The following is a 23,044-nucleotide window of genomic DNA, read 5'->3' on the forward strand; positions in this document are numbered from 1 at the left end:
GTGCGGGCCTCCTAGGGCTCCTCGGACGAGATGAGTTCGTCGATACGGGCGATGCGACCACGCCAAACCTGTTCCAACTCGGTGAGCATGGCCGCCACCGACCGCACCGCGGCGACGTCACCGCGGGCCAACTGCTCGCGGCCGCTGCGGCGCTTGGTGAGCAGGCCGGACTTCTCCAAGACGGCGACGTGCTTCTGCACCGCGGCGAAGCTCATCTGGTACTTCACCGCAAGGTCGGAGACCGAGTGCTCGCCGGCCAGCACCCGGCGCATGATGTCGCGTCGTGTGCGGTCGGCAAGTGCGTGGAACAGGGCGTCCACCCGGTCGTCGTCGAGCGTGATCACCCGATAATCGTACAACCGATTGGTTGTACATTGTCAAGGGGAGAGCCGGCGAAGCCGGCTTGGATCAGACCGCCGGGAACCAGTAGTCGAGGGTGTCCTCGACGCCGCCCCAGTCGATGCCCATCCAATCGGTGAAGAACTCCTCGATCTTGCCGAAAGCGTTGTAGATCATCTCCACGATCGAGTTGACCAGTCCCACGAACACCCCACTCTCGATCAACCCGCCGCTAGTCAGCGCACTGATCCAGGTGCTGAACTGGTCGATGTCACCGGAGAGGTCGATGTTGGTGATCAACCCGTCGGTACTGAAGGTGTGGTTGGCGACCTCTTCCGGCGTGAGGCCCATGTACATGACGTGCTCCCAGAGCAATCCGAGCATGGAGTTCGACGTGTAGTCGGCAACGGGGTCACCGGGGAACTCGTAGATGGTGGTGGTGAAGGCGTCGTTGGGGGTATGGAAGCCGTTCAGCAGTGGGTAAAGGTCGGAGGTGTTGGTGGCACCGGAGGGATCCGACCACACGCCGGTCGTACTGGACGGATCACCGATGAAAACGAAGTGCAACGCCCCCGACGGGATGACACCCTCATGGGCCAATTGGGCCATCGCGATCGAGCCGGCGGTGGCGCCCTGCGAGTAGCCGAAGACCCACAGTGGGTGCTCTTCGTCGTAGGCGCCGGGGTTGGCGGCAAATTCGGCCTCCACAGCCTGGACGATCAGTGCCGCCCCGGCGAAACTGCTGTGCCCCTGCAGGATGAGTTGCGGGGTGGTCAGCACCTGCAGCGCAGAATCGCAGCCGGCGGAGCCGATCACGCACACGCTCGCGTCGTCGCCGGCGTCGAAGCCCAGCGGCTGCAGGAACAGATCGGCCGCGGTGTGGGCGAACTGCGCCGACGGCGTGGTCAGCATGGTCCCGCCGACGAAGATCGCAGTGTCCGACAGCAGGGCTACTTGGCGCGCGTGCGCCGTTTGGACGACCGGGGTTCCGGCGACGCCGGCCGCGATCACGCTTGCGGCAGCAAGCGGCGCGAAAACCTTGGTTGCGTTCATGCCCGAGTATCCTAAGGCTTATGTATGAGGTAGGGAAGAGATCCTGAAGATCCCATAGTGGCAGCCTCGCCGCAGACACGTCAATTGGCATACCGCTCCGGGAGAACGCCGTTGCCCAGCACGTTCGATCTGATCCGAGAGCCGTTGACTTGCTCCGATTAACCCTGCCATGATCGCCCTCAGGTTTAGCTTTCGATTTACTCGTGTGATTTTTAGCTATGACCATCGGAGTAGGTCTGGCACGAATGATTCGGAAAGGCGGCATGCCCGTGGTGAAGGACGCCCCGCGATGCTGACCAAGCTCTGCGCACCGATCGCGATCGCCGGCATCACGGCAGGCGGTGTGCTCGCCGCCCCGGTAGTCCATGCCGCGCATACCGATGTCAACCTGCAGGTCGACGTCGACCTGTTGGCCGACACCGCGATCTTCGTCGGTCCGACGATCTTGTCGACGCCGTCTGCGACATTCGCCCGAACCGCGGCCGACCTGTTCCTGCGGCCGCTGGGCTTCGACGGTGGCGACGACCCCGCGTCGTGTCTCATCGGGTCTGCCGCTTGTGACGCGCCGCTGCAGCTGCTGGCCACCCCGGGCCTTATCCAGGTCGGACACAGCAGTTTTGCCGGTGCGGCCGAGATCGTGCGGACGGTACAGGCCGAACTCGCCGCCAATCCGGGCGCCTACGACGCCGAGCATCCGCTGTGGATTTTCGGCTACTCCCAGGGCGCCACCGCCGGCTCGATCGCGATGGCCCAACTGGCCCACGACGGCGTCGACCCGCAGGTACTGCACTTCGTGTTCATCGGCGACCCGACCGCTCCCGACGGCAAATATCCACATATGGAGGACGACGGCTCGGCGCACAGCAACTTCTCCGACACCTGGATGCTGTACGGCAAAGAGACGCCCAACGACGCATTCACGACCACGATCTACACGATCCCCGGCGACCCCAACGCCGACCACACGTCCACCTCGCCGTACGGCGATTTCTACGAGCACATGATGTATCTGGGGCTCACCCCCGATCAGGTGGCCAACCACACCGCCACCACCGACGACCTGCTCACCACCATCAACATCTCTACTGACTTCGACCAGTTCGGCGCATGGCTCAACGCGTGGGGCCACGGACTGGCCGACAGCAGCTGGTGGGATGGCCTGTTTTACTCCGCCGTGGCGTTCGTCTATAGCGCCTTCGGCAAGCTCGAGGACTTCTTCGGCGATTGGATGGGCCTGGACTGGGGCGGGGTCGAAGAAACCCTGGACTACTGGTTCCCGACGGCCTAGCGCCACTCGTCACCGATTTTGAGGTTGTGATTCGCGAATGATTCGGAAAGGCGGCAAGCCAGTGGTAAACGGACGTCCCACGATGCTGACCAAGACCTTGGCGCCGATCGCGGTGGCCAGCACGGTGGCGGGCGGTGTGCTGTCCGCTCCGGTAGTGCACGCCACGCATATCGACGTGAACCTGCTGGCCGACACCGCGATCTTCGTCGGCCCGACGATCCTGTCGACACCGTCTGCGACATTCGCCCAGACCGCGGCCGATCTCTTCCTGCGGCCGTTGGGGTTCGACCTCGACGACGACGCGAGTGCATGCTTGGTCGGCTCCGCGGGATGCGACGCGCCGCTGCTGCTGCTGTCCACCCCCGCACTGGTTCAGCAGGGCCACAGCAGCTTTGTCGGAGCGGCCGAGATCGTGCGGGAGGTGCACGCCCAACTCGCCGCCAACCCGGACGCCTACGACGCCGACCACCCGCTGTGGGTGTTCGGCTGGTCGCAGGGCGCAACGGCCGGTTCGATCGCGATGGCCCAGCTGGCTCACGAGGGCATCGACCCGTCGCTGCTGCACTTCGTGTTCATCGGCAACCCGCTGGATGCCGGTGATGACTTGCAGCCAATAGGAAGCGGCGGGTCTTCACCCGGCGACTTCTTCGACATCGGCCTGTTGTCCGGTCTGCAGACCCCGACCAACGCGTTTACCACAACCGTGTACACGATCCCCGGCGACCCGGTCGCCGACCACACGTCCACCTCCGCGTTGGGGATCCTCTACGAGCACATGATGTATCTGGGGCTCACACCCGATCAGGTGGCCAACCACACGGCGACCATCGACGGCCTGCTCACCGACATCAACATCTCCGGCGACTTCGACCAGTTCGGCGCCTGGCTCAACGCGTGGCCCCACGGCCTGATCGACAGCGGCTGGTGGGAGGGCCTGTTCTACTCGCTGGTGGCGTCCTTCTACAGCGTCTTCGGCAACATCGAGGACTTCTTCGGTGACTGGCTGGGCATCGACTGGGGCGGGGTGGAAGACACTCTCGACTTCTGGTTCCCGGCGGAGGTTTAACGCGGCCGTCGCGACGCTCCTCGCAGCTGGCTACCGTCGATGCTGTGACGGTGTCGAGATCGCGCATCACCCACGCCTGCGCCGTGGGAAGCGTCGCGCTCATACTTGGGGCGGTCCCGTCGTGCAGCCAGCCGGGGCATCCGCCGCCGCCGGCCCGCACCCCGTCCGCCACGGTGCCCGTCATACCTCGCGCGGATGCGCCCTACCTACCTCGTGAGGAGCTGGTCGCGCCGATCTCTGCGCTGATCAACGACGCGGTCGCGGTTCCCCGGCTGCCGGGTGCGGTAGTCCGGGTCGGGCACGCCGGCACGATCGCCTTCAGCCAGGCTTTCGGCGCGCGCAGGCTCGCAGACGAACCCGCTCTTGACGGCTCGCCCTCACCGGCCGAGCCAATGACCGAGGACACGATCTTCGACATCGCGTCGTTGACGAAATGTCTCGCGACGACCGTCGCGGTCCTGCAACTGTATGAACAGGGCCGGGTGGCAATCGACGAACCCATCCAGACCTACCTGCCGGAGTTCAACGAGACCAACGATCCGCGGCGCGCCCAGGTGACGTTACGCATGCTGCTCACCCACACCTCGGGCATCGGGGGCGATCTGAGCCACCAGGGGCCGTGGGGCCTGACCGAGGCGGACAAGGCGGGTGGTGTTCATCGGGCACTGACCGCACCGCTGGAGTTCGGTCCCGGCGAGATCTTTCACTACTCGGACATCGGCTTCATCATCCTGGGCGTGCTGGTCGAGACGATGACCGGCCAACCGTTGGACACCTACGTGCAGGACAACGTCTTTGCGCCGCTGGGCATGACCGACACCCGTTACCTGCCCGCCACCAAAGCCTGTGGGCCCCACCAGATCCGCGGCACCGCTATTGCACTGGACGCGAGCGCACCCTCCGACGGCCAGTGCCCGTCGGGTAGCTGGAGCACCGACCTGTTGGCCCGCATCGCGCCCACGGCGCATGACGAGGACACCCCCGGGATCAACCCGGACTTCGATCAGCTGCTGCGCGGCACGGTGAACGATCCGACGGCACGCCGCATGGGCGGGGTGGCCGGCAGCGCAGGAGTGTTCTCGACCGCCGCCGATATCGGCAGGTACGCCCAGGCCCTCCTCGATCGGCTGGCCGGGCGCCCGAGCCCCTTTCCGCTGCGGCAATCGACCCTGGAATTGATGACGACACCCCAGCAACCCGGGCACCACCCAGCCCAGCTCGTGGCCGCGAACGCCGCTGCGCAACAGGACAATGCAACGTCGCCCAATACGACTGACCCCCTGCTCGCCGCGCACTATCCGGCGATCAGCGGACAGGATCTCCGTGGTTTCGGCTGGGACATCGATACGCCGCACTCCCGGCCGCGCGGGATGATCTTTCCGATCGGCAGCTTCGGGCACACCGGGTTCACCGGAGTGACGCTGTGGATCGACCCGGGGTCGGACACCTACGTGATCGTGCTCGCCAACGTGATCCATCAGCGCGGCGGACCGCCCATCGCAGGGCTCAGCGGCGACGTGGCCACCGTGACCGGCCGGGCGCTGCATCTGTACGGCAGCTGACGGGTCAACTTCTACCCGTGGTCACAGCCGGCCGCGCGCACCTGGCGATAATGGCCGGGTGGCCGATCGCAACGCTCCCACTATCCCCGTCATCGCGCTGACGGGTTACCTCGGGGCGGGAAAGACCACGCTGCTCAACCATGTGCTGCGCGCCCCCGGGGCGCGAATCGGGGTCATTATCAATGACTTCGGCGAACTCAACGTCGATGCCGGCCTGGTCACCGGCCAGGTCGACGAGCCGGTGTCGATCGCCGGTGGGTGCATCTGCCACCTGCCGGATGAGGGCGGACTGGACGAGGCGCTGGAGAAGCTGGCCGACCCGAAGCTGGCGCTCGACGCGATCATCATCGAGGCCAGCGGGGTGGCCGAACCCGCGGATGTCTCGCGGGTGATTCGGTTCAGCGGGGTGGAGCGGATACGCCACGGCGGTGTCGTCGACGTCATCGACGTAGCGGAACACTTCGACACGGTCGATACCGAGTCGGCCCCGCCGCAGCGCTACGGCGTGGCCTCCCTGGTCGTGGTCAACAAGCTCGATCGGATCGCTGAGGACGCCCGCGAAGAAGCCCTTGCTCGGGTGGAAGCCCGCGTGCGCGAACTCAATCCCCACGCTCACGTGGTGGGTGCGATGGCCGGACGCGTGGATCCCCGGTTGCTCTACGACATCAGCGACGGCGGCGAGTCCGGGCAGATGTCGTTTCGGGAGCTGCTCCTCGACGACGCCGGCGAGCACCACGACCACGTGCATGCGGACTCGGTGACCGTCGTCGGCGACGGCGCCGTTGACCCGGGACCGCTCATCGACCTGCTCGAACAGCCGCCGCATGGGGTCTACCGGATGAAGGGCACGGTGGCGATCGGCAAGCGTCACTACCTGGTCAACGTCGTCGGCACGTCCGTGCACGTGGTGACCGCGGCGGCGAGCTCAGGGGCCAGCCACCTCGTCGCGATAGGCACGCATCTCGACACCGCGGACGTTCGCGCCCGGATTGAAGAGGCACTGCGGCCCGCCGGGGAGAAGGTGTCCGCCGCGGGCATGCGGCGGTTGCAGCGATTGCGGCAGTACAGCATTTAGGTCGCAGCCGTACAACCAGGGTTTTTCACTCCGCTGCGGGGCCGATGAAGTCGATCCCCGCGCGGATCGCGGGGCGATGCCTCAAGATGCGGAAATGCGCCAACCGGCCGAGGCCCGCCGTCGTCATCAGGCGTGCGCCCGGCCATGACGCCACGACCTTCTCGCTCGTCACATAGGGCGTGTCGGGGTCATCGGGGTCGTGGATCAGCAGCAGCGGCGGGTAGTCGGTGCGCTCGGCGATCCGGACCATGTTGGTGTCCTCGAGCGGCATGCCGATACGGCGTTCCAGGCGGCGATGCAGGCCGGCGCGTATCCGGCGGCCGAAGTTGTGGCGCGCGGCGAACAGATCCAGGTAGACCGGGAACTCACCCATCGGCGCGAGAAACACCAACCGTCCGACCGTGGCGCCCCACGACGCCGCGAACGCGGTCGCGTTGGCCCCGAGGGAGTGGGCGACCACCGCGCGAGCTGGCCCGTGGGTCCGGATCATGGCGGCGACAGCTTCGGCGCACTCGATGGCGGTGGTGCGACCGGGGGCGAGTACGCCCGGCTCTGACTCGTTGTGGCTGGGCAGGTCGAACGCGATGACCCGGTGCCCGGATTCGACCAGGGGTTTGATGAACATGCCCAGGTGTGGACGACGCCCGCCCCAGCCGTGCACCAGGTAGACCGGCGGCCCCTCGCCCCAGGACTCGCCGACGATCCGGTGCCCGTCCCAGTGCGCCTCCAACGGCTCGCCGGGCGGGACGCCGGGCGGCATGCGCAGGCTGGACTCAAGGACCGGCGGGGTGCACCACAGCTCCAGCGCCCAGCGTGACCCGATCGCGGGCGCGATTCGCTCCAGTAGCCAGAACAGCCGACGCACCCGTGGGGTAACCGGCGGTTGGACACCGGAGCCCTCTACATCGAGAACGATCGGGCTGGGGGCATCGCCGCCGTCAGAGCTGGCTCGATCTTCGCGAGGACGCCCTCGTGCGGGTGGGGGGGTCGTTGACTCTGGCACGTATCGAGGTTAGCGAGGTGGTGCGGTCTGCAGCCATCTGTCAGCTAGTACCGGTTCACGGCTTGGCCTCGACTTCCCTATGCCGGAGCGGCGGTGATCCACACCGACATGCCGGGGCCGCGGCCAAGCCAACGTGTTGCGATTGGCACGCACCTCGACACCGAGGATGTTCGCGCCCGGCTCGAGGAAGGTTCCGCGCCCAGCCCCGGAGATAGTCGGCGGCCGCGGGCATGCGCCGCCAGTTGCGGCGGTTGCGACGCTGCAGAATTAGGCGATCTTGACCGGCCGAGTGACGTGCACCGAACCTATCGCCGGCTGCCCAAAGGCTGTGCTGCCGTCCCAGGCCATTGAGGCGGCCATACCGTCGCCCCACGAAGCGACGCAACCGCGTGCCACGTCGAGAGGAAACTAGTCCGGGTCCGGCTTAGCCAATAGCTCCGACAGGCTCTCCAGATCGAGTTCAGCGAGGTCATGAGCTTTAGCCAGTCTGGCTGACCGCTGCGCTGCCACGTAGCTCTCCACTTCGTCCCGCGCAACAGCGCTGACGAAGGACTCATTGGCGCTCGCAATTGCTGCATCTATCGCCGCGATGCTCGCCGGAACGGCCGCAATATTCTCTGCTGAAGTCGCTATGCCGCCACGAGCAACAGCGCCGAGTTGGATCTTTGTTTGTTGATCGGCAACAGCTTTCATTAAGTACGTCCACCAACGAGTATCAGGTATAACCGGCCGGATATCGACTTGAATCATTATTTCGTCACGCCCTGGATGGTCTCGCCACAACCGGGGCTTTCCGGTGCGGGAAACGAGTTTCAGCTTCGGCGTGGGCCCGACCTCGTCCTGGCCTACGGCGTCCTCGAGCGGCTCCGGCGGAAACTGGCCGTAGATGCCTTGCGCATCGCCCTTCAGGAAGAGCGCATTTTGCTGGTCGGCGCGTGCCACTATTTGTGCGGCGTTCGTCGAAATGGCTCGGTCCTGCGTCCGATTGACCTGGTGGGCGAACTGGGATCCGTTCGAAATCTCCCGGGCTACAGGCTCCGCGGCCTGGTGACGGGAGATCTGGATAATCCACCGCAGCCCGGTTGAGGTGGACAGAGCAATCCGGCCGTAGAGCATGACGGGCAATTGCCGATTGTTGTTGAATCGGCGATCCGGGCCACCGCCTTTGTTGACGTAGAGCCACGTGGTGTCGACTGCTGTTCCATCCGCGGGCGGTTCATCGGATTCGACGAATCGCTGGGTGCTCGGAAAGACCTGCAGGTGTTCGTAATTGATGTCGGCGAACCGCTTGCCGTCACGCATCAGCAGTCGGTCCGGAAGGAAATAGAGGGCAGATTGGCCGGCCACGATGGATGGAACCTCGATGTTGGTTTTGAGCTCCGCAGGACCACCAACCCCAGCGGTCGCCGCCAGGGTGCCCACCAATCGCGAGGCCCCGGCGTTGCGCTTGAACTGATAGAGGGTATTGACGTCGCCAGATTCGGTAATGCGCCAGAGCCGTCGCGACTGGCTCAGCCATGGCCACTGGTTGACCAGGGCCTGAAACCACTGTTCGGCCGTATCTTCGACTTCGTAGAACAGCACGACTGTGCGACGACCCTGATCGTTGAAGTAAAGCCACGTGCAAGCCGGGATCAGGAGCACCACGATCACCAATCCCAGAATTCCTGGACTAGCGAGAGCAATAAGCGCGCCAGCTATGGCAGTGGGCAACCAACACACAAAGCGGCCTGCAGCGGTGTTTAGCTGCTGGACGAGGTCATCTGGCCCCGTGGGCTCCAGAGTGAACGCGGTCACTCCGGTGGTATCCCCCATGACGATTTCACCAGGACTGTACGCCGGGAGTCGCGCGCCCGGGGAGGGCTCCGTGGCATGCGGGGGTACAGATGCCGCAGCTCGCTGACCGCCGCTGAGCGACGCCCGATAGTAGATCCCATTGCGGCCCATGTGAACGTAGTTGCCCCGGGGCCCGGCACCCACTCGGAACCCGGGTACGCCAGTGCTGATGCCTAGCCCCGACTTACTCAAGTTGAACCGGAATGGGCCCGCCTTGATGCTCTTGCGAACGTAGAAACCCACGCGCTTCCCCTGTCGCCTGGTCGGATCCATCAGCCGATGAAACTGGCTTACCAGCTATCGCTTGACGCCACCGGACGTTCCGCTAGAAAGTTGGACCTCCGCCGTCGTACTCGCGCGCGGCTGTGCTCAGCTGTTCGAGCTGGCCAACTCATCCGGGATTTGGAAACGGCACCAGCACCGCTCGCACGGGCGCTGACGCTGTTGGTGGTGGCTCTGGGGGCCACCCGCCCGACGGCGCTGGCCGCGGGGGCACCGCCAGTGCGGCCTGACCCTCAACGGACTCGAGCCCCCGGCGCCGTACTCGCGTCACGTGATGGACCGATCCCCGATCGTCACGATTCCTAGTCAGCCCAATGCGGCGACTGCGGTTTGGCAGGACATCGATCTTCCTGAAGCAAACGGGGCGTTCCGATCCCTTGACGGGCGGACGCCGCCGGTCAGTGCTGACTAGCTGGTCGTGCGATGGAGCGATTCCGCAGATCGGTGACCGCGAGGGTGATTGCGGCGGTGATTGCGGCGAGCACCGACGCTGCGAATATGCCGATCTTCGTGTGCTGGATCATGATTGTGTCGGTGTAGGCGAGGTCCGTGACAAACAAGGCCACGGTGAAGCCGAGTCCGGCGATGCAGCCCAACCCAACCACATGGCCCGGGCGGACCTCGTCGGGCAGGTGGCCGAGCTTGCAGCCGACGGTAGCCGCGGTAGCACCGGCCACGCCGAGAAGTTTTCCGACGAGAAGTGCCAGCAGTACTGCCCAGAAAACCGGTGCTTGTGCAGCCTCGCTCAGTGTCGAGTGGCCAAGGGGCAGGCCGGTATTGGCGAGGGCAAAGATCGGCACGGCCACGAAGGCACTCACCGGGCCCGCTACTCGCAGTAGATCGGTGAGGATTGGTCGGCCTGCTACCGGGACCGCCGGTGTCAACAAGGCCAGTACCACACCGGCGATAGTGGCGTGGATGCCGCTGTGGAAGGTGGCGAACCACACCAGCACTCCGACGAGCAGATACGGCCAGATGGCGATCACACCGCTGCGGCGCATGATTACCACGAGCGCGCATCCAGCTATCGCCGCTGCCAGCCAGCCCCAGGCCAGGCCATTCGCGTAGCCGAAGGCAATCACCAAGACCGCCAGCACGTCGTCGACCGTGGCGATCGCCAGCAGCATGGCCCGCAATCCCGCTGGGGCGCGGGGGGCTACCAACGCCAACACGCCGACCGCGAATGCAGGATCGGTAGCCATTGGCACACCCCAGCCTGTTGCCGCATCGGTTCCCCAGGTCATGGCTAAGAACATGCTGGCCGGCACCACCGCGCCGCCGACTGCTGCGATGACCGGGACCAGTGCGCGTCGTGGGTGGGCCAGCGACCCCTGCGTCAGTTCGTGTTTCAGCTCTAGACCGATGACGAAGAAGAACACCGTCATCAGAGCGTCGTTGACCCAGTGCTGCCCATCCATGCGCAGCCCCAGGCCAGACCACCCGAACTCCAGCGCCCAGAAGCTGCTGTAGGTGTCGGCGGCCAAGTTGGCCCATATCAAAGCGGCTGCCGTCGCTACAAGCAGCGCCACCCCGGGAGCCAGCTGTGAACCAAACATTCGCCGCACTACCCGCACGTGACGTGCTCACTTCCCGACGCATCCGCCGGCGGTCGGCGGCGTGACGATCGTAGCGAGCCTTCACGAACAGGCCAGACACGGCCACCTGCGCCTTCATCCATTGGCGAGCAGGCATTTGTTGGCTGGCGAAAGTTTTGCCGCCGTCAAGCTCGCGATAGCTAATCGGCTATCGAACCTTCCCGATGTCCTCACCCAAGTGACACGAGTTGAGACAAGTGACATCGAGGTGACATCACCGCTGAGAAAATGACATCGGCGGAGACCCCCCAGTTCCACGCTCCGTGTCATGTGACGACAGTCAGACCTGCGGCGATGCAGGTTGTCTCACGTGATGTCACCTCGCTTTGTCTCAAGCTAGTGTCATTTCTTCGGCGGTGCCCCGTCGGCGACCTAACCGGCGCGACCGAGATCATTTACGCCCGCGCGCCGTCCGCCATTGTTCTGTCCCGTGACGGTGCTGAGATCACGCCATGTCGGATCTATCCGAGCCTCTGGCCGCATCTGCTGGCCGCAGTCAAGTCTTGAGGGGTCGCGTAATTGAAGCCGGCGATTCGCGTGGAGGCTGCAGTGAAATTCTGCGGGGTCTAGCGTAGGCGGAATGGGTTTGTTCAGTCATGAGGAGTTCCGGGATCCGGCCGACGGCGTTGGTGGCGGCGATCGTGGTGGGGTTGTCGAGCGGGCTCGGGGTGCTGAGGTGGGCCAGTACGGGGTTGATGAACCTGTGGTGGTGGGTCCGGGGTTGCCGCCTGAGGATGGTTCATGCGGTCAGTTCGCTGTTCAGTTTCATGTGTCTACGTCAATGCTGTTCGGGCTGAAACGTATTGCGGATATACGTGGGGTGAGCGTGCCGGAGGTATGCCGGCAGGTGATCGGTGTGTTTGTCGCCCAGCAGGAGGGTGAGCTGGGTGCGTTGCTTGCTGCCGAGTCTGAGGCGGCTGACTACCGCCCGAGTTTGGGTCAGGCGTAGTCGTCGCCAACACAACACCGGGCTTCCTCAGTCGAACGCCGACCGTCCTGACATATACACATATCTGTACGACACGTTCGTGAGACATGTGACAAGCACGTGGCACCGGCGCTGAGAATATGACACGCAGCGTGAGACGCCACACCTGCCGGACCCTAGTGCGCCATATTCGTAAACCGCGACAGGTGCAGCTGGTGCGCCACGGTCACCGTCTTGGTCGGCCCGTTACGGTGCTTGGCCAAGATCAGGTCCGCCTCGCCGCCACGTGGGTCGTCACGCTCGAAGGCATCCGGACGGTGCAGCAAGATCACCATGTCGGCATCTTGTTCCAGCGAGTTGTGAACTGAAATCCCTTGTGCCACAAAGTTATGTGTGCCGGTAACGGTTCCATCGAACACATCGTGTTCGCCGATGCTGGTGATCTCCACGATGGTGTCCCAGAACACGTCACTGGTCGCAACATCGTGGATGTCGCGGTCTTCGAGCACCATGGCAGCGCGGTGCAAGCGGTCGCGGCTCGGCGCGTGCTTCCACATCGTCGACCCGCAGAACTTGGTGCCCATTGCCGCGGCGAACTCGCGCTGGGTCATCTGCTGGTCAGCCAGCGCCCGGCGCACCCGACCCCATACCTCCTTGGGGACGGTGTCCAGGTTCGGGTTGCGTGCCACACCTTGCAGGTGAGCCAGAATCTCCTTGGCCCCCTCCGCTTTGGCGCCGTGAGCCCCCACGTTGTGCAGGTACCGGACCTGGTTCTCGGCCCCGTAAATGTGCAGGTGCCAACTGTCGCGGTAGCCGGCTTTGGGCACCCTCTTGATGCGGCCGAACACCCCGGCCCGAGACAGCAGGGCCGCCACGTCGTCGATCAGCTGCCGGCTGGTCGACGCGTAGTAGATCCGCCCAACACCGCGCTTGTCGTCCCAGATCACCGACCCGTCGGTCGCCCACAGATGCCGCAGGAACAGCGCAACCTGATCGTTCGGCAACGCGAAAACCTCTTGCGGCACGAACTTCTCGTAGCTGCGCTTGCCGAACAGCCCCAGCTTGTCCAGCCACGCCGCAATCGGATTGCGCTTGCCGTGCGTCAGCCGGTACGGCGCCGGCAGGCGCAGCGTGGTCACCCGGGCGGCCGGGTATTCGTCGCGCACCGCCGCCACCCCGAAGTGCATGGCCGCAACCGTCACGGCGGTAAGGTTCGCCTCGTCGATCGACGCGTAGCGGATGGGCTGGCGCTTGACGCACGATCCGTCGCCGATCATGTGCGCCAGCAGAATGACCTCGCAGTCTTCCATCCGCTGGGTGTCGACCGGCTCCGGCACCCGCCGAGGCACCGCCAGCCGGTCCCCGACGCTCAAGTCGCCCAACGCCACCCAACCGTCCAGCGTGAGGAACGGGTGGTTGGCGGTGGCCTCGACCTCACGCCCTGAGGCCATCCGCAGCTTGAAGACCTCGCGGTGCCCGCTGGGGAACACGTTGGTCATGGGCCGGGCCACCATCCGCAGCTGTTCATCCAGCGACCACACCAGCGGGCGTTCCCCGGTGCGCATGAGCTCACCCAGGGTGACCTCGGACCCGTTGTCGGCCCGCAGGATTCGCGTCGAGGCGGTCAGGCAGCCGGATTCGCGCAGGTCGGCGAGCATCGGCTTCTTGTCGGTGCGCTGCTCGGGACCACGGTTGAGCTGGCTCAGCGCGATCACCGGCACCTCGAGCTCTTTGGCCAGTAGCTTGAGGTTCCGGGAGAATTCCGACACTTCCTGCTGGCGCGATTCGACCTTCTTGCCGGAGGTCATCAGCTGCATGTAGTCGACCGCCACCAGTCGCAGGTCCGCCTTCTGCTTGAGCCGGCGGGCTTTGGCGCGGATCTCCATCATGGTCAGGTTCGGCGAATCATCGATGTAGAGCGGCGCCTCGCTGATCTCACTCATCCGCCGCGCCAGCCGGGTCCAGTCGTCGTCGGTCATCCGTCCCGAGCGCATGTCGCCGAGTTTGATCTTGGCTTCAGCGGAGAGCAGTCGCATGACGATCTCGGACTTGCTCATTTCCAGCGAGAAGATGACGCTGGCCATCCGATTCTTGATCGAGCACGACCGCATGAAGTCCAGGGCCAGCGTGGAGTTGTGGGTGGGCACCATGCCACGACCGGCCAGGTAGAGCCGCGCCGGGTTGTCGACCTGCACGCAGCGCACTGCGACGCTGGGCACCCGCCGCACCGAGGTCAGGCTCAGGGCCGACGCCAGCAACGTGGTAGTCCCGCCACCGGCCTGCGTCACCGAACCGGCCGGGGCGATCCTGTCCAGCCCGCAGCGCAACTGCGCGGTGGTGCGCACACCCGCGTTCGTGGGCCACAAGTGCTCGGCGTCGGCGACGATCACCGTGCCGTCGGAGAACTCCACCTCGTAGCAGGGCCGGCCCAACAGGATGCCCGTGGCGGCCACTACGCGGGTGGGCCGCCCGTCAGCGTCCAGCAACTCATCACCGACGGCGACATCGCCCATCGTGGTCCAGCCGGTCGGGGTCGGCAACGGGGTTTTCAGGGCCAGTGCCTTCCCCATACCGGGCCGCGCCGCAATGATGATCATCTGTCCCGGGTGCAGCCCGTTGGTCACTTCATCGAGATCGGTGAAGCCGGTCGGCACACCGCGCGCGATACCGCCGTGCGAGGCGATCGCGTCGATCTCGTCCATGGTGGGCTGCAGCAGGTCTTCGAGCGGGACGAAGTCCTCGGAGCTCCGCCGCTCGGCTACCTCGTAGATCTCGGCCTGGGCCCGGTCGACGATCTCGGCGACATCGGCGCCCTCGGCGCCCGCGTAGCCGTACTGCACCACCCGGGTACCGGCCTCCACCAGTCGGCGCAGCAGCGCCTTCTCCGAGACGATGGTGGCGTAGTAGCCGGCGTTGGCCGCGGTGGGCACCGTGGAGATCAGCGTGTGCAGGTACGGGGCGCCCCCCACCCGGCGCAGCAGGCCGCGGCGGTCGAGCTCGGCGGCCACCGTCACCGCGTCGGCCGGCTCACCGCGCCCGTAGAGGTCCAGGATCGCGTCGTAGATGTTCTGGTGCACGGGGCGGTAGAAATCAGCGGGCCGCAGCCGCTCCAGCACGTCGGCGATGGCGTCCTTGCTCAGCAGCATGCCCCCGAGCACCGACTGCTCTGCAGCCATGTCCTGGGGCGGTTGGCGGCCGACGTCCTCGCGTGGCGGCTCCTCAAGCTCAGAGTGACCACGGTCGTCGACTACTGCCATGCGCCCCTCCTCGTCCACTGGCACGATCGAACGTCTGTTCGGCATTGGTTGGCCCGAACATATCCGGTGGCACCGACACCCCCGTTGTGTCGTGCCGCGTTGACGGTAGGCGTTGCTGGCGGCCGTACAAAACGAGCTTGTTCACAAAGGTGTGGATTAAGTGTGCACACCGGTCCCCCATTTGTTTGGGACGGTGGGGAAGACTTGTGGATTGTTCTTCCACCCACGGACGTCCGTCCAGGTCAGAGTGGTAACGAGGGGTGTTTTCATTGTGGAAGACAATCTCATCGGCGTGTCGTAACAGGTTGCCGCCTTGGGCGTGTTGCTTTGCAGGCAGGTAGACGCGATTCCACAACAAGGTAAACAACCCACACGTCGAGGCGCTCCCTGAAAGTTAGCCAGCACTAACCGGCCTGGTCCCCAACCGAACACAGCAAAGCCCCGGCGGCGCCGATCAGGGCGCTACCGGGGCTGCTGAGATACGTGCTTAGTTTGCCGCGGCGACGTCGAGAGTGACGTCGACGTTCACGTCGGGGTGCAGGTGCACCGACACCGCGTGGCTGCCGACGCCCTTGATGTGGGCCTTGGGCAGCCGGACGATCCGCCGGTCGAGGTTGGGCCCGCCGGCCTTCTTGATGGCGGCGACCACGTCAGCGGCGGTCACCGAGCCGAACAGCTTGCCCGAGTCGCCGGAGGTCTTCACCGGCAGCGTGACGGTGCCCAGCGCCTGCAGAGCTTCCTTGAGCTCCTTGGCGTGGTCCAGGTCGCGCACCTGCTTGGTCTCGCGGGCCCGGCGGATGTCGTCGGCCTGCTTCTGCGCGCCGCGCGTGGCGACGATGGCCAGCCCCCGCGGGAGCAAGAAGTTGCGGCCGTATCCGTCCTTGACCTCGACGGTGTCTCCGGCCGCTCCGAGGTGGTCCACCTCAGCGGTCAAAATGAGCTTCATCGTTTCGTACTTTCTCCAAGATTGAGTGGTCGGCTAGCGCGCCGACGAGGTGAAGGGCAGCAACGCGACCTCGCGGGCGTTCTTCACCGCGAGCGCGACGTCGCGCTGGTGCTGAACGCAGTTGCCGGTCACACGACGGGCGCGGATCTTGCCCCGCTCACTGATGTAGGTGCGCAGCAGCGAGGTGTCCTTGTAGTCGATCACCTGCTTCTTGTTGGAGCAGAATGCGCACTTGCGAGCCTTGATCGGCTTCTCAGGAGCCGGACGCCGCTTGTTGGATTTGGCCATCTACCTATCTCTTTCGTGCTGTGGTTCGTTGGTCAGAAGGGCGGCTCGTCGTCGGCGCCACCGAAGGAGCCGGACGCCGGAGCACTGCCCCACGGGTCTTCCGCGGGCGGTCCGGAGGGGCTCGCCGGGGCCGACATGCCGCCGCCCCCACCGAAACCGCCTCCGCCGCCGCCGCGGCTGACCTTGTTGATCTTGGCGGTGGCATACCGCAACGAGGGGCCGACCTCGTCGACCTCCACCTCGTAAACGGTGCGCTTCTCGCCCTCGCGAGTCTCGAAGGACCGCTGCCGCAGCCGCCCGGTGACGATCACCCGCGATCCGCGGGTGAGGCTCTCGGCCACATTCTCGGCGGCCTCGCGCCAGATGTTGCACCGAAGGAACAGCGCGTCGCCGTCCTTCCACTCGTTGCTCTGCCGGTCGAAGACCCGCGGAGTGGACGCCACCGTGAAGTTGGCGACCGCCGCCCCCGAGGGGGTGAACCGCAGATCGGGATCCGCGGTCAGGTTTCCAACGATGGTGATCGTGGTGTCACCTACAGCCACGGGGCCCTCCTAGGATCGGTGTCAACGCTTGATGCTGCATTCGCAGCATGAGCCTACGCAACGGCTGCGACAGTCGGCTACGACTTGTCGGTGCGCATCACCTTGGTGCGGAGCACCGACTCGTTCAGGCTGAGCTGACGGTCAAGCTCGGACACCGTGGCCGGAGCGGCCTTGACGTCGATGACCGCGTAGATGCCTTCGGCATGCTTGGCGATCTCGTAAGCCAGGCGGCGCTTGCCCCAGATGTCGACCTTGTCGACCGAACCGCCGTCTTTACGGATGACGTTCAGGAACGTCTCCAGGGACGGGGCAACGGTGCGCTCGTCGAGAGTGGGGTCAAGGATGACCATGATTTCGTATGGACGCATGGGAACCTCATCACCTCCTATGGTCGTAGTGCGGCCGTGGAGGTATCCACGGCAGGAGGGTCGCCTGCGTCGGCAACCGGGCTAGGTTACCGGAGGCGGACGGCCGGAGTGAAATCGGCGGGTTGCTCATCAAGTCCGATTAGGCTCACCGCCATGGTGCGTCACGGCAGGTGGTTCGTGATATCGGCAATTGTCCTGGCCACACTGGGCGCGCTGCCGGGGCCGGCGCCGGCGGCCGCCGACGGCGACTGGGTGCAGCCGGGCCAGGTCGCGATGTTGATCCCGTCCGACGACGAGGTCAGTACCTTCGCCGGGATGCCGATGTCCAGCACGGGCCCGGTGGGCATGGTGCCATCACAGCCGGAGCGTCTGCGACAGCGCGATGACTGCCGGGCGTTCTACGAGGTGGGCACCACCGAGGTGGTCGGCAGCAATTACGCGTCTCACCGGGCACAGCGGTGGGAGAACCGCGCACACGAAGCAGCCGCGATCGTGGCCGTGACGACCTTTCCTTCGGTGGCCGAAGCGGGCGAGGCGTTCACCAACACCTACAACCGGCCGGCGGTCGACCGCTGCCTCAATGCACGGATGGCTGGGACCGACGTCGACGCGGGCGTCACCATGGACCTGGTGCACGTCGAATTAAGCCCGGACACGACAGTGGCCTCCTGGCTGCTCTCGGCTCGCTACAACGGCGCGAATATGGGGTTCACCTCTGCGGTCCTCGTCGCTGTCGGGGCCAACTTCATGGTCGAGGTGCTGTGCAGCCAGTGGGGCAACGCCGCCGTGACCATGGACCGGCTCAGCCAGCACGTCCTGGATCGGGTGCATTGACCCCGCTCAGGTGGCCGGAATCCAGACCATCAGCCGCTCGGCGAGCTTCGCCGCCGCCTCAGCCGCGCCGGCGCCGCGCCGGCATACCGAGGTGTGCAGCAGAACGTTGCTCTTGACGTCGGCTTCGTAGGCGCAGCTCCAGTCGAGCGGCTTGCCGTCGGCCAGTTGCACCCGGCTCCACTGCGCCCGGGTGCCGTCGACGGTGGTGACGTGGAATTGCCAGGTGACGCCTGCGTCGGTATCGCGCGGGTTGTGCACGGCGACCCCGTCGCACGTGCGCAGCTCGGCGGGGAAAGCCGCGCCGAACGCGGCTCGCGCCTTATCGGCATCGGGGTAGGAACCCGCCCCCTGGCCGACGACGATGTCGGCGTCCTCTTCCCGGTCCTTCTGCTGGGCGCCCTTGTAGGCCGTCCACTCGAAGCCGAAGGCGGGCATGGCCGGGCCGAGCAGCACCGCGCACTCGGCGTGCCCGTCCGGCGTCACCGGTGGCGCCGGCTGGTCGAAGCGCTTCTCAAAACCCAACGGTGAACCGACGATGGGGCCGGACACGTCCGGGGGCACCAACAGGGTGCGCAACCGATCCGGCAGCACCAGCGGCGGCGGAACCGGGGGCATCGAGGACCGGCCGGCGGGTTCACCGGTGGGAGCCAGCGCCTCTGAGGTCTGGGCCTTGGTGGTGTCACCGGGCGACGGCAGCTTGACGGCCTGGCCGGCTTCGCCATCCTGGTCACCGCCGTGCGAACACCCCAGCATCGCCATCGCCGCCAGGCCCGCGACGCCCACTCCGGCCAATACCCGCTTCATCACCTCGCTCCTCGGCGATCCGTCGTTCATATGTCAGCCCCCGATCCGGTTCGCGGTCATATCCGCTATCTGCTGTGTGGTTGTCGAGGGGTTGCCGGTCTGGCACGCCCCGTCACGGTGTATCACATTGCGCTGCAAACGAATTTGTGTTGCGCAGCGCCATCCGGTGTTCGTCTGGTCACGCTGTTCGGAAACGATGACGGACAACTTCGAGTCGGTCACCGTGAGGGAATCGACGTGCCAGTTCGCATGCTCATCGCTCTCGGCGGGCACCGTCGCCGTCCGGCAGCGCGCCTGCAGATCGGCGTTGATTGTCCGGTGGAACACCCGCGACGCGCTTCGCCCGTTCGGGTAGGCGGCCACACCCTGCCAGGTGAAGAAGTTCATGTCGTCACTGTCCTGCTGTGAGACCTGTCGATACGCGGTGTAGTCCGAGGTCCAGAAATCTTTGCCGGAGAGCGTAAGAGCCTTGCAGTCGTTGCGATCCCGCAACGTGACCTCGGCGCCGGGTACCTGCCAACTGCCGTTTCCGTGCATCGGCAGCCCGACGATGGCGCTGACATCGTCGTCGGAAAGGAGCAGAGCACCGACCCGCCCGGGTGGCAGCCCGTCCGTGGGCGCCGCACCGGGCGTCCTGGGGGCCGAAGACACGTTGGCCATCATGGCGTCGACGGGGATTTCACCCGTGGTCGCACTGCAGCCGAAGGTTGCCAGCAGGGCCAGCGTGCAGCAGGCCGCGGCTTGAACTGAACGGTTCATCGGGCGTCCCGCATCTCTCGGTGGCAGCTCGGGTCCGGATCGTCACGATCGTAGCGGCTGACCGGGTTGCTGTCCGGCGGTAGCGGGCGTGCCGGCCGGCTGCTGCCGGGGGCGGAGGCGACTCCAGCGGGGGTGCAGGTCGCGCCGGCGAAATAGAGGTACAAGGTCCTCCCGCCCACTGTTGCGCGGCACATCTCGCATTGTGACGGTAGCCTCACCGCCATGCCTGATGTTTCCCTATTAACTTTGTTGCGCGAACGCGCCTTCCTTGCCCCCGATGACCCCGCCTATACCTACACCGATTACGAGCAGGACTGGGACGGTGTCGCCGAGACGCTGTCCTGGTCACAGATCTATCGGCGGGCTCTCAATGTCGCGCGCGAACTCAAGCAACACGGTTCCGCCGGGGACCGGGCCGTCATCCTCGCCCCGCAGGGTCTCGGCTACGTCGCGGCCTTCCTCGGATCCATCCAGGCGGGATTCATCGCGGTGCCGCTGCCGGTGCCGCATCCCGGCGCACACGATGAGCGGGTCAGCGCCGTGCTCACCGACACCGCACCGTCCGTCGTCCTGACCACGACCGGGGCCGCAGACCTGGTCGCCGAGTATGTGCGCGAATCCGGAGCCGACGCCACGGCGACCGTCGTCGCTGTCGACGCGTTGGATCTGGACGCCAGCGTCGCCATGGGTGAGCAACCCGTCGACTCCGGCGGTGTGGCGTATCTGCAGTACACCTCGGGCTCGACTCGGCTTCCTGCTGGCGTGATGGTGACGGACCGCAACCTTCAGGTGAACTTCCGGCAGTTCATGGCGGGCTACTTCCCGGAGTTCAACGGGGTGGCACCGCCCGACACCACGATCGTGTCGTGGCTGCCCTTCTACCACGATCTGGGCTTGATCCTGGGCATCATCGCGCCGGTCCTCGGCGGCTACCGATGCGAGCTGACCAGCCCCGTCGCGTTCCTGCAGCGCCCCGCGCGCTGGATCCAAGCCATGGCCAGCCACCCGCGGGCATTTTCGGCGGCGCCGAACTTCGCCTTCGAACTGGCGGTGCGAAAGACCACCGAAGAGGACCTGGCCGGCCGCGACCTGGGCGACGTGCTGGGCATCGTCAGCGGCAGCGAACGCGTCCACCCCGCGACTTTGGAGCGCTTCCTCAACCGATTCGCCCCCCACAACTTCCGTGCCCGGGCGCTGCACCCCGCATACGGGCTGGCCGAGGCCACGCTGTATGTGGCCACCCTCGACGTGGAGTGCCCGCCCCAGACCGTCTACTTCGAGTCGGAGAAGTTGACGCGCGGCAGTGCGCAGCGCTCTGCCACCGAGGAGGGCACGCCCCTGCTCACCTACGGCGTGCCGAAGTCGCCGGCGGTGCGCATCGTGGACCCCGAAACCTGCGCCGAGTGCGCGGTGGGAACTGTCGGCGAGATCTGGACGGCCGGCGCCAACGTGGCCGCCGGCTACTGGAACAAGCCGGAACAGACCCAAGAGGTGTTCGCCGCGACACTGGTCAGAGCGTCCGAGGGCACCCCGAACGGACCGTGGCTGCGGACCGGCGACCTCGGATTCATCTCCGAGGACGAGCTGTTCATCGTGGGCCGCATGAAGGATCTGCTGATCATTCGCGGGCGCAACCACTACCCCGAGGACATCGAGGCCACCCTTCAAGAGATCAGCGGGGGTCGCGTCGCGGCCATCGCGGTTCCCGTCAACGAGGACGAGACCCTGGTCACCATCATCGAAGTTCGGGATCGCGGCGAATCCACCGAGGACACCGCAGCGCGGCTGGCCGTCCTGAAGAACGATGTGCAGGCTGCGATCTCCCAGGCCCATGGAGTGACCGTCGCCGATGTGGTGCTGGTGGGTCCGGGCTCGATTCCCATCACCACCAGCGGCAAGGTTCGCCGGGCCGCCTGCGTCGAGCAGTACCAGAGTCAGCAGTTCATCCGGATGGACCGCTGAGCCCACGGTCACGCGCTGCCGGCGGTGGAGTCTTGCCCCCTGCCGGCAGCGTAGGTCTGTGAGAAAGTGGTGGCACCCCCCTTGCGCGTACTGACGGCTACCCCGGCCGGGGTTGCCGGCAGGTCCAACGGACGCCGCGCACAGCTGTAAGGAGTTAGCGATGAAGCGACTGGTCGCCGGAGCCCTCGCGGTGTGGCTGGCCGGCACGGCTGGTGGGCTGAGCTCCAGCGTCGCCACTGCTGCACCCACACCCGTACCCCCGGTGGACAATCCATGGATCGCACCGACCCCGGCGCCCGTGGGTGATGCGGCGGCCGCTGACGTGGTCTACGCAGTCGGCGGCGCCCGGCCCCCCGGCATCCCGTGGGCGGACTACACCAAGCGCGCCGGCGCCGGCTACTTCCCCAACAGGAAGCGCGAGATCATCGACTACCCGGCGGGTGCCATGTTCAGGTGGGTGCCCACCATGTTCGCGCCCGACGCTCAACGCGACAACGTGACCGTGGCCGCCGCTGTCGACGCGGCGGCCGACAGCCTGGATGCCGTGATCCGTAGCGGAACCGAGCCGGCCGCCGTGGTCGGGTTGTCGCAGGGCACCATGGCGCTCGACAAGGAGCAGGTCCGGCTCGCCAGCGATCCCAACGCGCCGCCACCCCACATGCTGCAGTTCTCGACGTTCGGCTCCCCTATGGGCAAGCACGCTTTCGGGAAGAGCTTTCTCGGCGGACTCTTCCCGCCGGGCAGCCGCCTGCCGCTGGACGACTACGTCATGCCCCCCGAGGTGGACAGCCAGTACGACACCAACCGGGTGGTCGCCGCCTACGACGGCATGGCAGACTTCCCCGACCGGCCGGACAATCTGTGGTCGGTCGCCAACGCCCTTCTGGGGTCTGCGATTGTGCACACTCCTGCCGCGTTCACGACTCCGGCAGATGTGCCACCCCAGAACATCCGGGCCACCGTCAACTCCCGGGGCGCAACGACCACGTCGTACCTGATTCCGATCAATCACCTGCCGTTGACGCTGCCGCTGCGCTTCGCCGGCGTGCCGGACGATCTGGTCGACCAGCTTGACGCTTTCCTGCAGCCCCAGGTCGACGCCGGCTACTCCCGCAATGACGACCCCGCCACCAAACCGATTTCGGTCGACCCGGCGGGCATGGATGTGGTGCAGATTCTGGGACCAGAAACCAACAGCGCCGTCGACGACACCGTCGGCAAGCTTCGCAACTTCTTCGGTTTCACCGGCTGACGCAA

Annotated in this window: 20 protein-coding genes and 1 pseudogene; 8 read left to right on the forward strand and 13 right to left on the reverse strand. The window is 65.9% G+C overall.

From position 1 onward, the window contains the following. Nucleotides 1–11 precede the first annotated feature (11 nt). Both ACKY0W_RS21935 and ACKY0W_RS21940 read right to left on the reverse strand, forming a co-directional pair. Nucleotides 12–344 (reverse strand): helix-turn-helix transcriptional regulator, encoded by a 333-nt coding sequence (locus tag ACKY0W_RS21935; RefSeq protein ID WP_065041934.1) that lies wholly within the window; start codon nt 342–344, stop codon nt 12–14. 64 nt (nt 345–408) lie between these two features. Next, on the reverse strand, nt 409–1,392 hold the full coding sequence (locus ACKY0W_RS21940; RefSeq protein WP_065041914.1) for a PE-PPE domain-containing protein: 984 nt from the start codon (nt 1,390–1,392) through the stop codon (nt 409–411). Nucleotides 1,393–1,681: 289 nt separating this feature from the next. Here ACKY0W_RS21940 and ACKY0W_RS21945 point away from each other — a divergent pair, with 289 nt between their 5' ends. The 4 genes from ACKY0W_RS21945 (at nt 1,682) to ACKY0W_RS21960 (ending at nt 6,383) form a co-directional block, all read left to right on the forward strand. Further along, a complete protein-coding gene (locus tag ACKY0W_RS21945; protein ID WP_409435813.1) occupies nt 1,682–2,680 on the forward strand; it encodes a PE-PPE domain-containing protein in 999 nt (332 codons plus the stop codon). Between the two features lie 82 nt (nt 2,681–2,762). Beyond that, the gene (locus tag ACKY0W_RS21950; protein WP_409435814.1) at nt 2,763–3,746 is read left to right on the forward strand and encodes a PE-PPE domain-containing protein; all 984 of its coding nucleotides are present in this window, start codon (nt 2,763–2,765) and stop codon (nt 3,744–3,746) included. Between the two features lie 44 nt (nt 3,747–3,790). Further along, entirely contained in the window at nt 3,791–5,308 is a 1,518-nt protein-coding gene (locus ACKY0W_RS21955; protein ID WP_409435815.1) for a serine hydrolase domain-containing protein, read from the forward strand. A gap of 58 nt (nt 5,309–5,366) precedes the next feature. Next, nucleotides 5,367–6,383, forward strand: coding sequence for a CobW family GTP-binding protein (locus tag ACKY0W_RS21960; RefSeq protein WP_409435816.1), 1,017 nt, complete (start codon nt 5,367–5,369; stop codon nt 6,381–6,383). 25 nt (nt 6,384–6,408) lie between these two features. Here ACKY0W_RS21960 and ACKY0W_RS21965 read toward each other — a convergent pair whose 3' ends face one another. The 4 genes and pseudogenes from ACKY0W_RS21965 to nhaA form a co-directional block, all read right to left on the reverse strand. Beyond that, on the reverse strand, nt 6,409–7,299 hold the full coding sequence (locus ACKY0W_RS21965) for an alpha/beta fold hydrolase (protein ID WP_409437890.1): 891 nt from the start codon (nt 7,297–7,299) through the stop codon (nt 6,409–6,411). Nucleotides 7,300–7,794: 495 nt separating this feature from the next. Next, nucleotides 7,795–9,039, reverse strand: a complete 1,245-nt coding sequence (locus ACKY0W_RS21970) for a hypothetical protein (protein WP_409437926.1) — start codon at nt 9,037–9,039, stop codon at nt 7,795–7,797. 279 nt (nt 9,040–9,318) lie between these two features. Continuing rightward, nucleotides 9,319–9,495: pseudogene (locus ACKY0W_RS21975) on the reverse strand (DUF4236 domain-containing protein); the annotation flags it as partial. A 407-nt stretch (nt 9,496–9,902) separates the two neighbouring features. Beyond that, nucleotides 9,903–11,060: a Na+/H+ antiporter NhaA gene (gene nhaA / locus ACKY0W_RS21980; RefSeq protein ID WP_409435817.1), complete on the reverse strand. Its 1,158-nt coding sequence runs from the start codon at nt 11,058–11,060 to the stop codon at nt 9,903–9,905. Between the two features lie 619 nt (nt 11,061–11,679). Here nhaA and ACKY0W_RS21985 point away from each other — a divergent pair. Beyond that, complete coding sequence (locus ACKY0W_RS21985) at nt 11,680–12,048, forward strand: hypothetical protein (RefSeq protein ID WP_409435818.1); 369 nt, start codon at nt 11,680–11,682, stop codon at nt 12,046–12,048. 155 nt (nt 12,049–12,203) lie between these two features. Here the strand turns inward: ACKY0W_RS21985 and ACKY0W_RS21990 are convergent, their stop codons facing one another. The 5 genes from ACKY0W_RS21990 to rpsF form a co-directional block, all read right to left on the reverse strand. Then, on the reverse strand, nt 12,204–15,284 hold the full coding sequence (locus tag ACKY0W_RS21990; protein ID WP_409435819.1) for a replicative DNA helicase: 3,081 nt from the start codon (nt 15,282–15,284) through the stop codon (nt 12,204–12,206). 487 nt (nt 15,285–15,771) lie between these two features. Next, nucleotides 15,772–16,230 carry a 50S ribosomal protein L9 gene (rplI, locus tag ACKY0W_RS21995; RefSeq protein ID WP_406759531.1) on the reverse strand — a complete coding sequence of 153 codons (459 nt, stop codon included), beginning with the start codon at nt 16,228–16,230 and terminating at the stop codon, nt 15,772–15,774. A 33-nt stretch (nt 16,231–16,263) separates the two neighbouring features. Continuing rightward, nucleotides 16,264–16,518, reverse strand: a complete 255-nt coding sequence (rpsR, locus tag ACKY0W_RS22000) for a 30S ribosomal protein S18 (RefSeq protein WP_024442719.1) — start codon at nt 16,516–16,518, stop codon at nt 16,264–16,266. Nucleotides 16,519–16,550: 32 nt separating this feature from the next. After that, nucleotides 16,551–17,060 (reverse strand): single-stranded DNA-binding protein, encoded by a 510-nt coding sequence (locus ACKY0W_RS22005; RefSeq protein ID WP_406759530.1) that lies wholly within the window; start codon nt 17,058–17,060, stop codon nt 16,551–16,553. Nucleotides 17,061–17,137: 77 nt separating this feature from the next. Then, entirely contained in the window at nt 17,138–17,428 is a 291-nt protein-coding gene (gene rpsF / locus ACKY0W_RS22010) for a 30S ribosomal protein S6 (RefSeq protein WP_406759529.1), read from the reverse strand. A 153-nt stretch (nt 17,429–17,581) separates the two neighbouring features. On the opposite strand from rpsF, the gene ACKY0W_RS22015 reads away from it, so the two are divergent. After that, nucleotides 17,582–18,262 carry a sensor domain-containing protein gene (locus tag ACKY0W_RS22015; RefSeq protein WP_409435820.1) on the forward strand — a complete coding sequence of 227 codons (681 nt, stop codon included), beginning with the start codon at nt 17,582–17,584 and terminating at the stop codon, nt 18,260–18,262. Between the two features lie 6 nt (nt 18,263–18,268). Here the strand turns inward: ACKY0W_RS22015 and ACKY0W_RS22020 are convergent, their stop codons facing one another. Both ACKY0W_RS22020 and ACKY0W_RS22025 read right to left on the reverse strand, forming a co-directional pair. Then, entirely contained in the window at nt 18,269–19,066 is a 798-nt protein-coding gene (locus ACKY0W_RS22020) for a sensor domain-containing protein (RefSeq protein WP_409435821.1), read from the reverse strand. A gap of 33 nt (nt 19,067–19,099) precedes the next feature. Continuing rightward, nucleotides 19,100–19,825 carry a sensor domain-containing protein gene (locus tag ACKY0W_RS22025; RefSeq protein WP_409435822.1) on the reverse strand — a complete coding sequence of 242 codons (726 nt, stop codon included), beginning with the start codon at nt 19,823–19,825 and terminating at the stop codon, nt 19,100–19,102. Between the two features lie 222 nt (nt 19,826–20,047). Between ACKY0W_RS22025 and ACKY0W_RS22030 the strand changes: the two genes are divergently transcribed. Both ACKY0W_RS22030 and ACKY0W_RS22035 read left to right on the forward strand, forming a co-directional pair. After that, on the forward strand, nt 20,048–21,787 hold the full coding sequence (locus tag ACKY0W_RS22030; RefSeq protein WP_409435823.1) for an AMP-binding protein: 1,740 nt from the start codon (nt 20,048–20,050) through the stop codon (nt 21,785–21,787). Nucleotides 21,788–21,947: 160 nt separating this feature from the next. Continuing rightward, a complete protein-coding gene (locus ACKY0W_RS22035) occupies nt 21,948–23,039 on the forward strand; it encodes a PE-PPE domain-containing protein (RefSeq protein WP_409435824.1) in 1,092 nt (363 codons plus the stop codon). The last annotated feature ends 5 nt before the right edge of the window (nt 23,040–23,044 follow it).

The sequence above is a fragment of the Mycobacterium sp. SMC-14 genome, assembly GCF_046250075.1.
Taxonomy (GTDB): domain Bacteria; phylum Actinomycetota; class Actinomycetes; order Mycobacteriales; family Mycobacteriaceae; genus Mycobacterium.

Excerpts from the sequence above, each read along its gene's own strand:
- ACKY0W_RS21940 (WP_065041914.1), bottom strand. The coding sequence starts at position 1,392 with ATGAACGCAACCAAGGTTTTCGCGCCGCTTGCTGCCGCAAGCGTGATC.
- rplI (WP_406759531.1), bottom strand. The coding sequence starts at position 16,230 with ATGAAGCTCATTTTGACCGCTGAGGTGGACCACCTCGGAGCGGCCGGA.
- ACKY0W_RS21945 (WP_409435813.1), top strand. The coding sequence starts at position 1,682 with ATGCTGACCAAGCTCTGCGCACCGATCGCGATCGCCGGCATCACGGCA.
- ACKY0W_RS22035 (WP_409435824.1), top strand. The coding sequence starts at position 21,948 with ATGAAGCGACTGGTCGCCGGAGCCCTCGCGGTGTGGCTGGCCGGCACG.
- rpsR (WP_024442719.1), bottom strand. The coding sequence starts at position 16,518 with ATGGCCAAATCCAACAAGCGGCGTCCGGCTCCTGAGAAGCCGATCAAG.
- ACKY0W_RS22020 (WP_409435821.1), bottom strand. The coding sequence starts at position 19,066 with ATGAAGCGGGTATTGGCCGGAGTGGGCGTCGCGGGCCTGGCGGCGATG.
- rpsF (WP_406759529.1), bottom strand. The coding sequence starts at position 17,428 with ATGCGTCCATACGAAATCATGGTCATCCTTGACCCCACTCTCGACGAG.
- ACKY0W_RS22015 (WP_409435820.1), top strand. The coding sequence starts at position 17,582 with ATGGTGCGTCACGGCAGGTGGTTCGTGATATCGGCAATTGTCCTGGCC.
- ACKY0W_RS22025 (WP_409435822.1), bottom strand. The coding sequence starts at position 19,825 with ATGAACCGTTCAGTTCAAGCCGCGGCCTGCTGCACGCTGGCCCTGCTG.
- ACKY0W_RS22030 (WP_409435823.1), top strand. The coding sequence starts at position 20,048 with ATGCCTGATGTTTCCCTATTAACTTTGTTGCGCGAACGCGCCTTCCTT.
- ACKY0W_RS21985 (WP_409435818.1), top strand. The coding sequence starts at position 11,680 with ATGGGTTTGTTCAGTCATGAGGAGTTCCGGGATCCGGCCGACGGCGTT.
- nhaA (WP_409435817.1), bottom strand. The coding sequence starts at position 11,060 with ATGTTTGGTTCACAGCTGGCTCCCGGGGTGGCGCTGCTTGTAGCGACG.
- ACKY0W_RS21990 (WP_409435819.1), bottom strand. The coding sequence starts at position 15,284 with ATGGCAGTAGTCGACGACCGTGGTCACTCTGAGCTTGAGGAGCCGCCA.
- ACKY0W_RS21950 (WP_409435814.1), top strand. The coding sequence starts at position 2,763 with ATGCTGACCAAGACCTTGGCGCCGATCGCGGTGGCCAGCACGGTGGCG.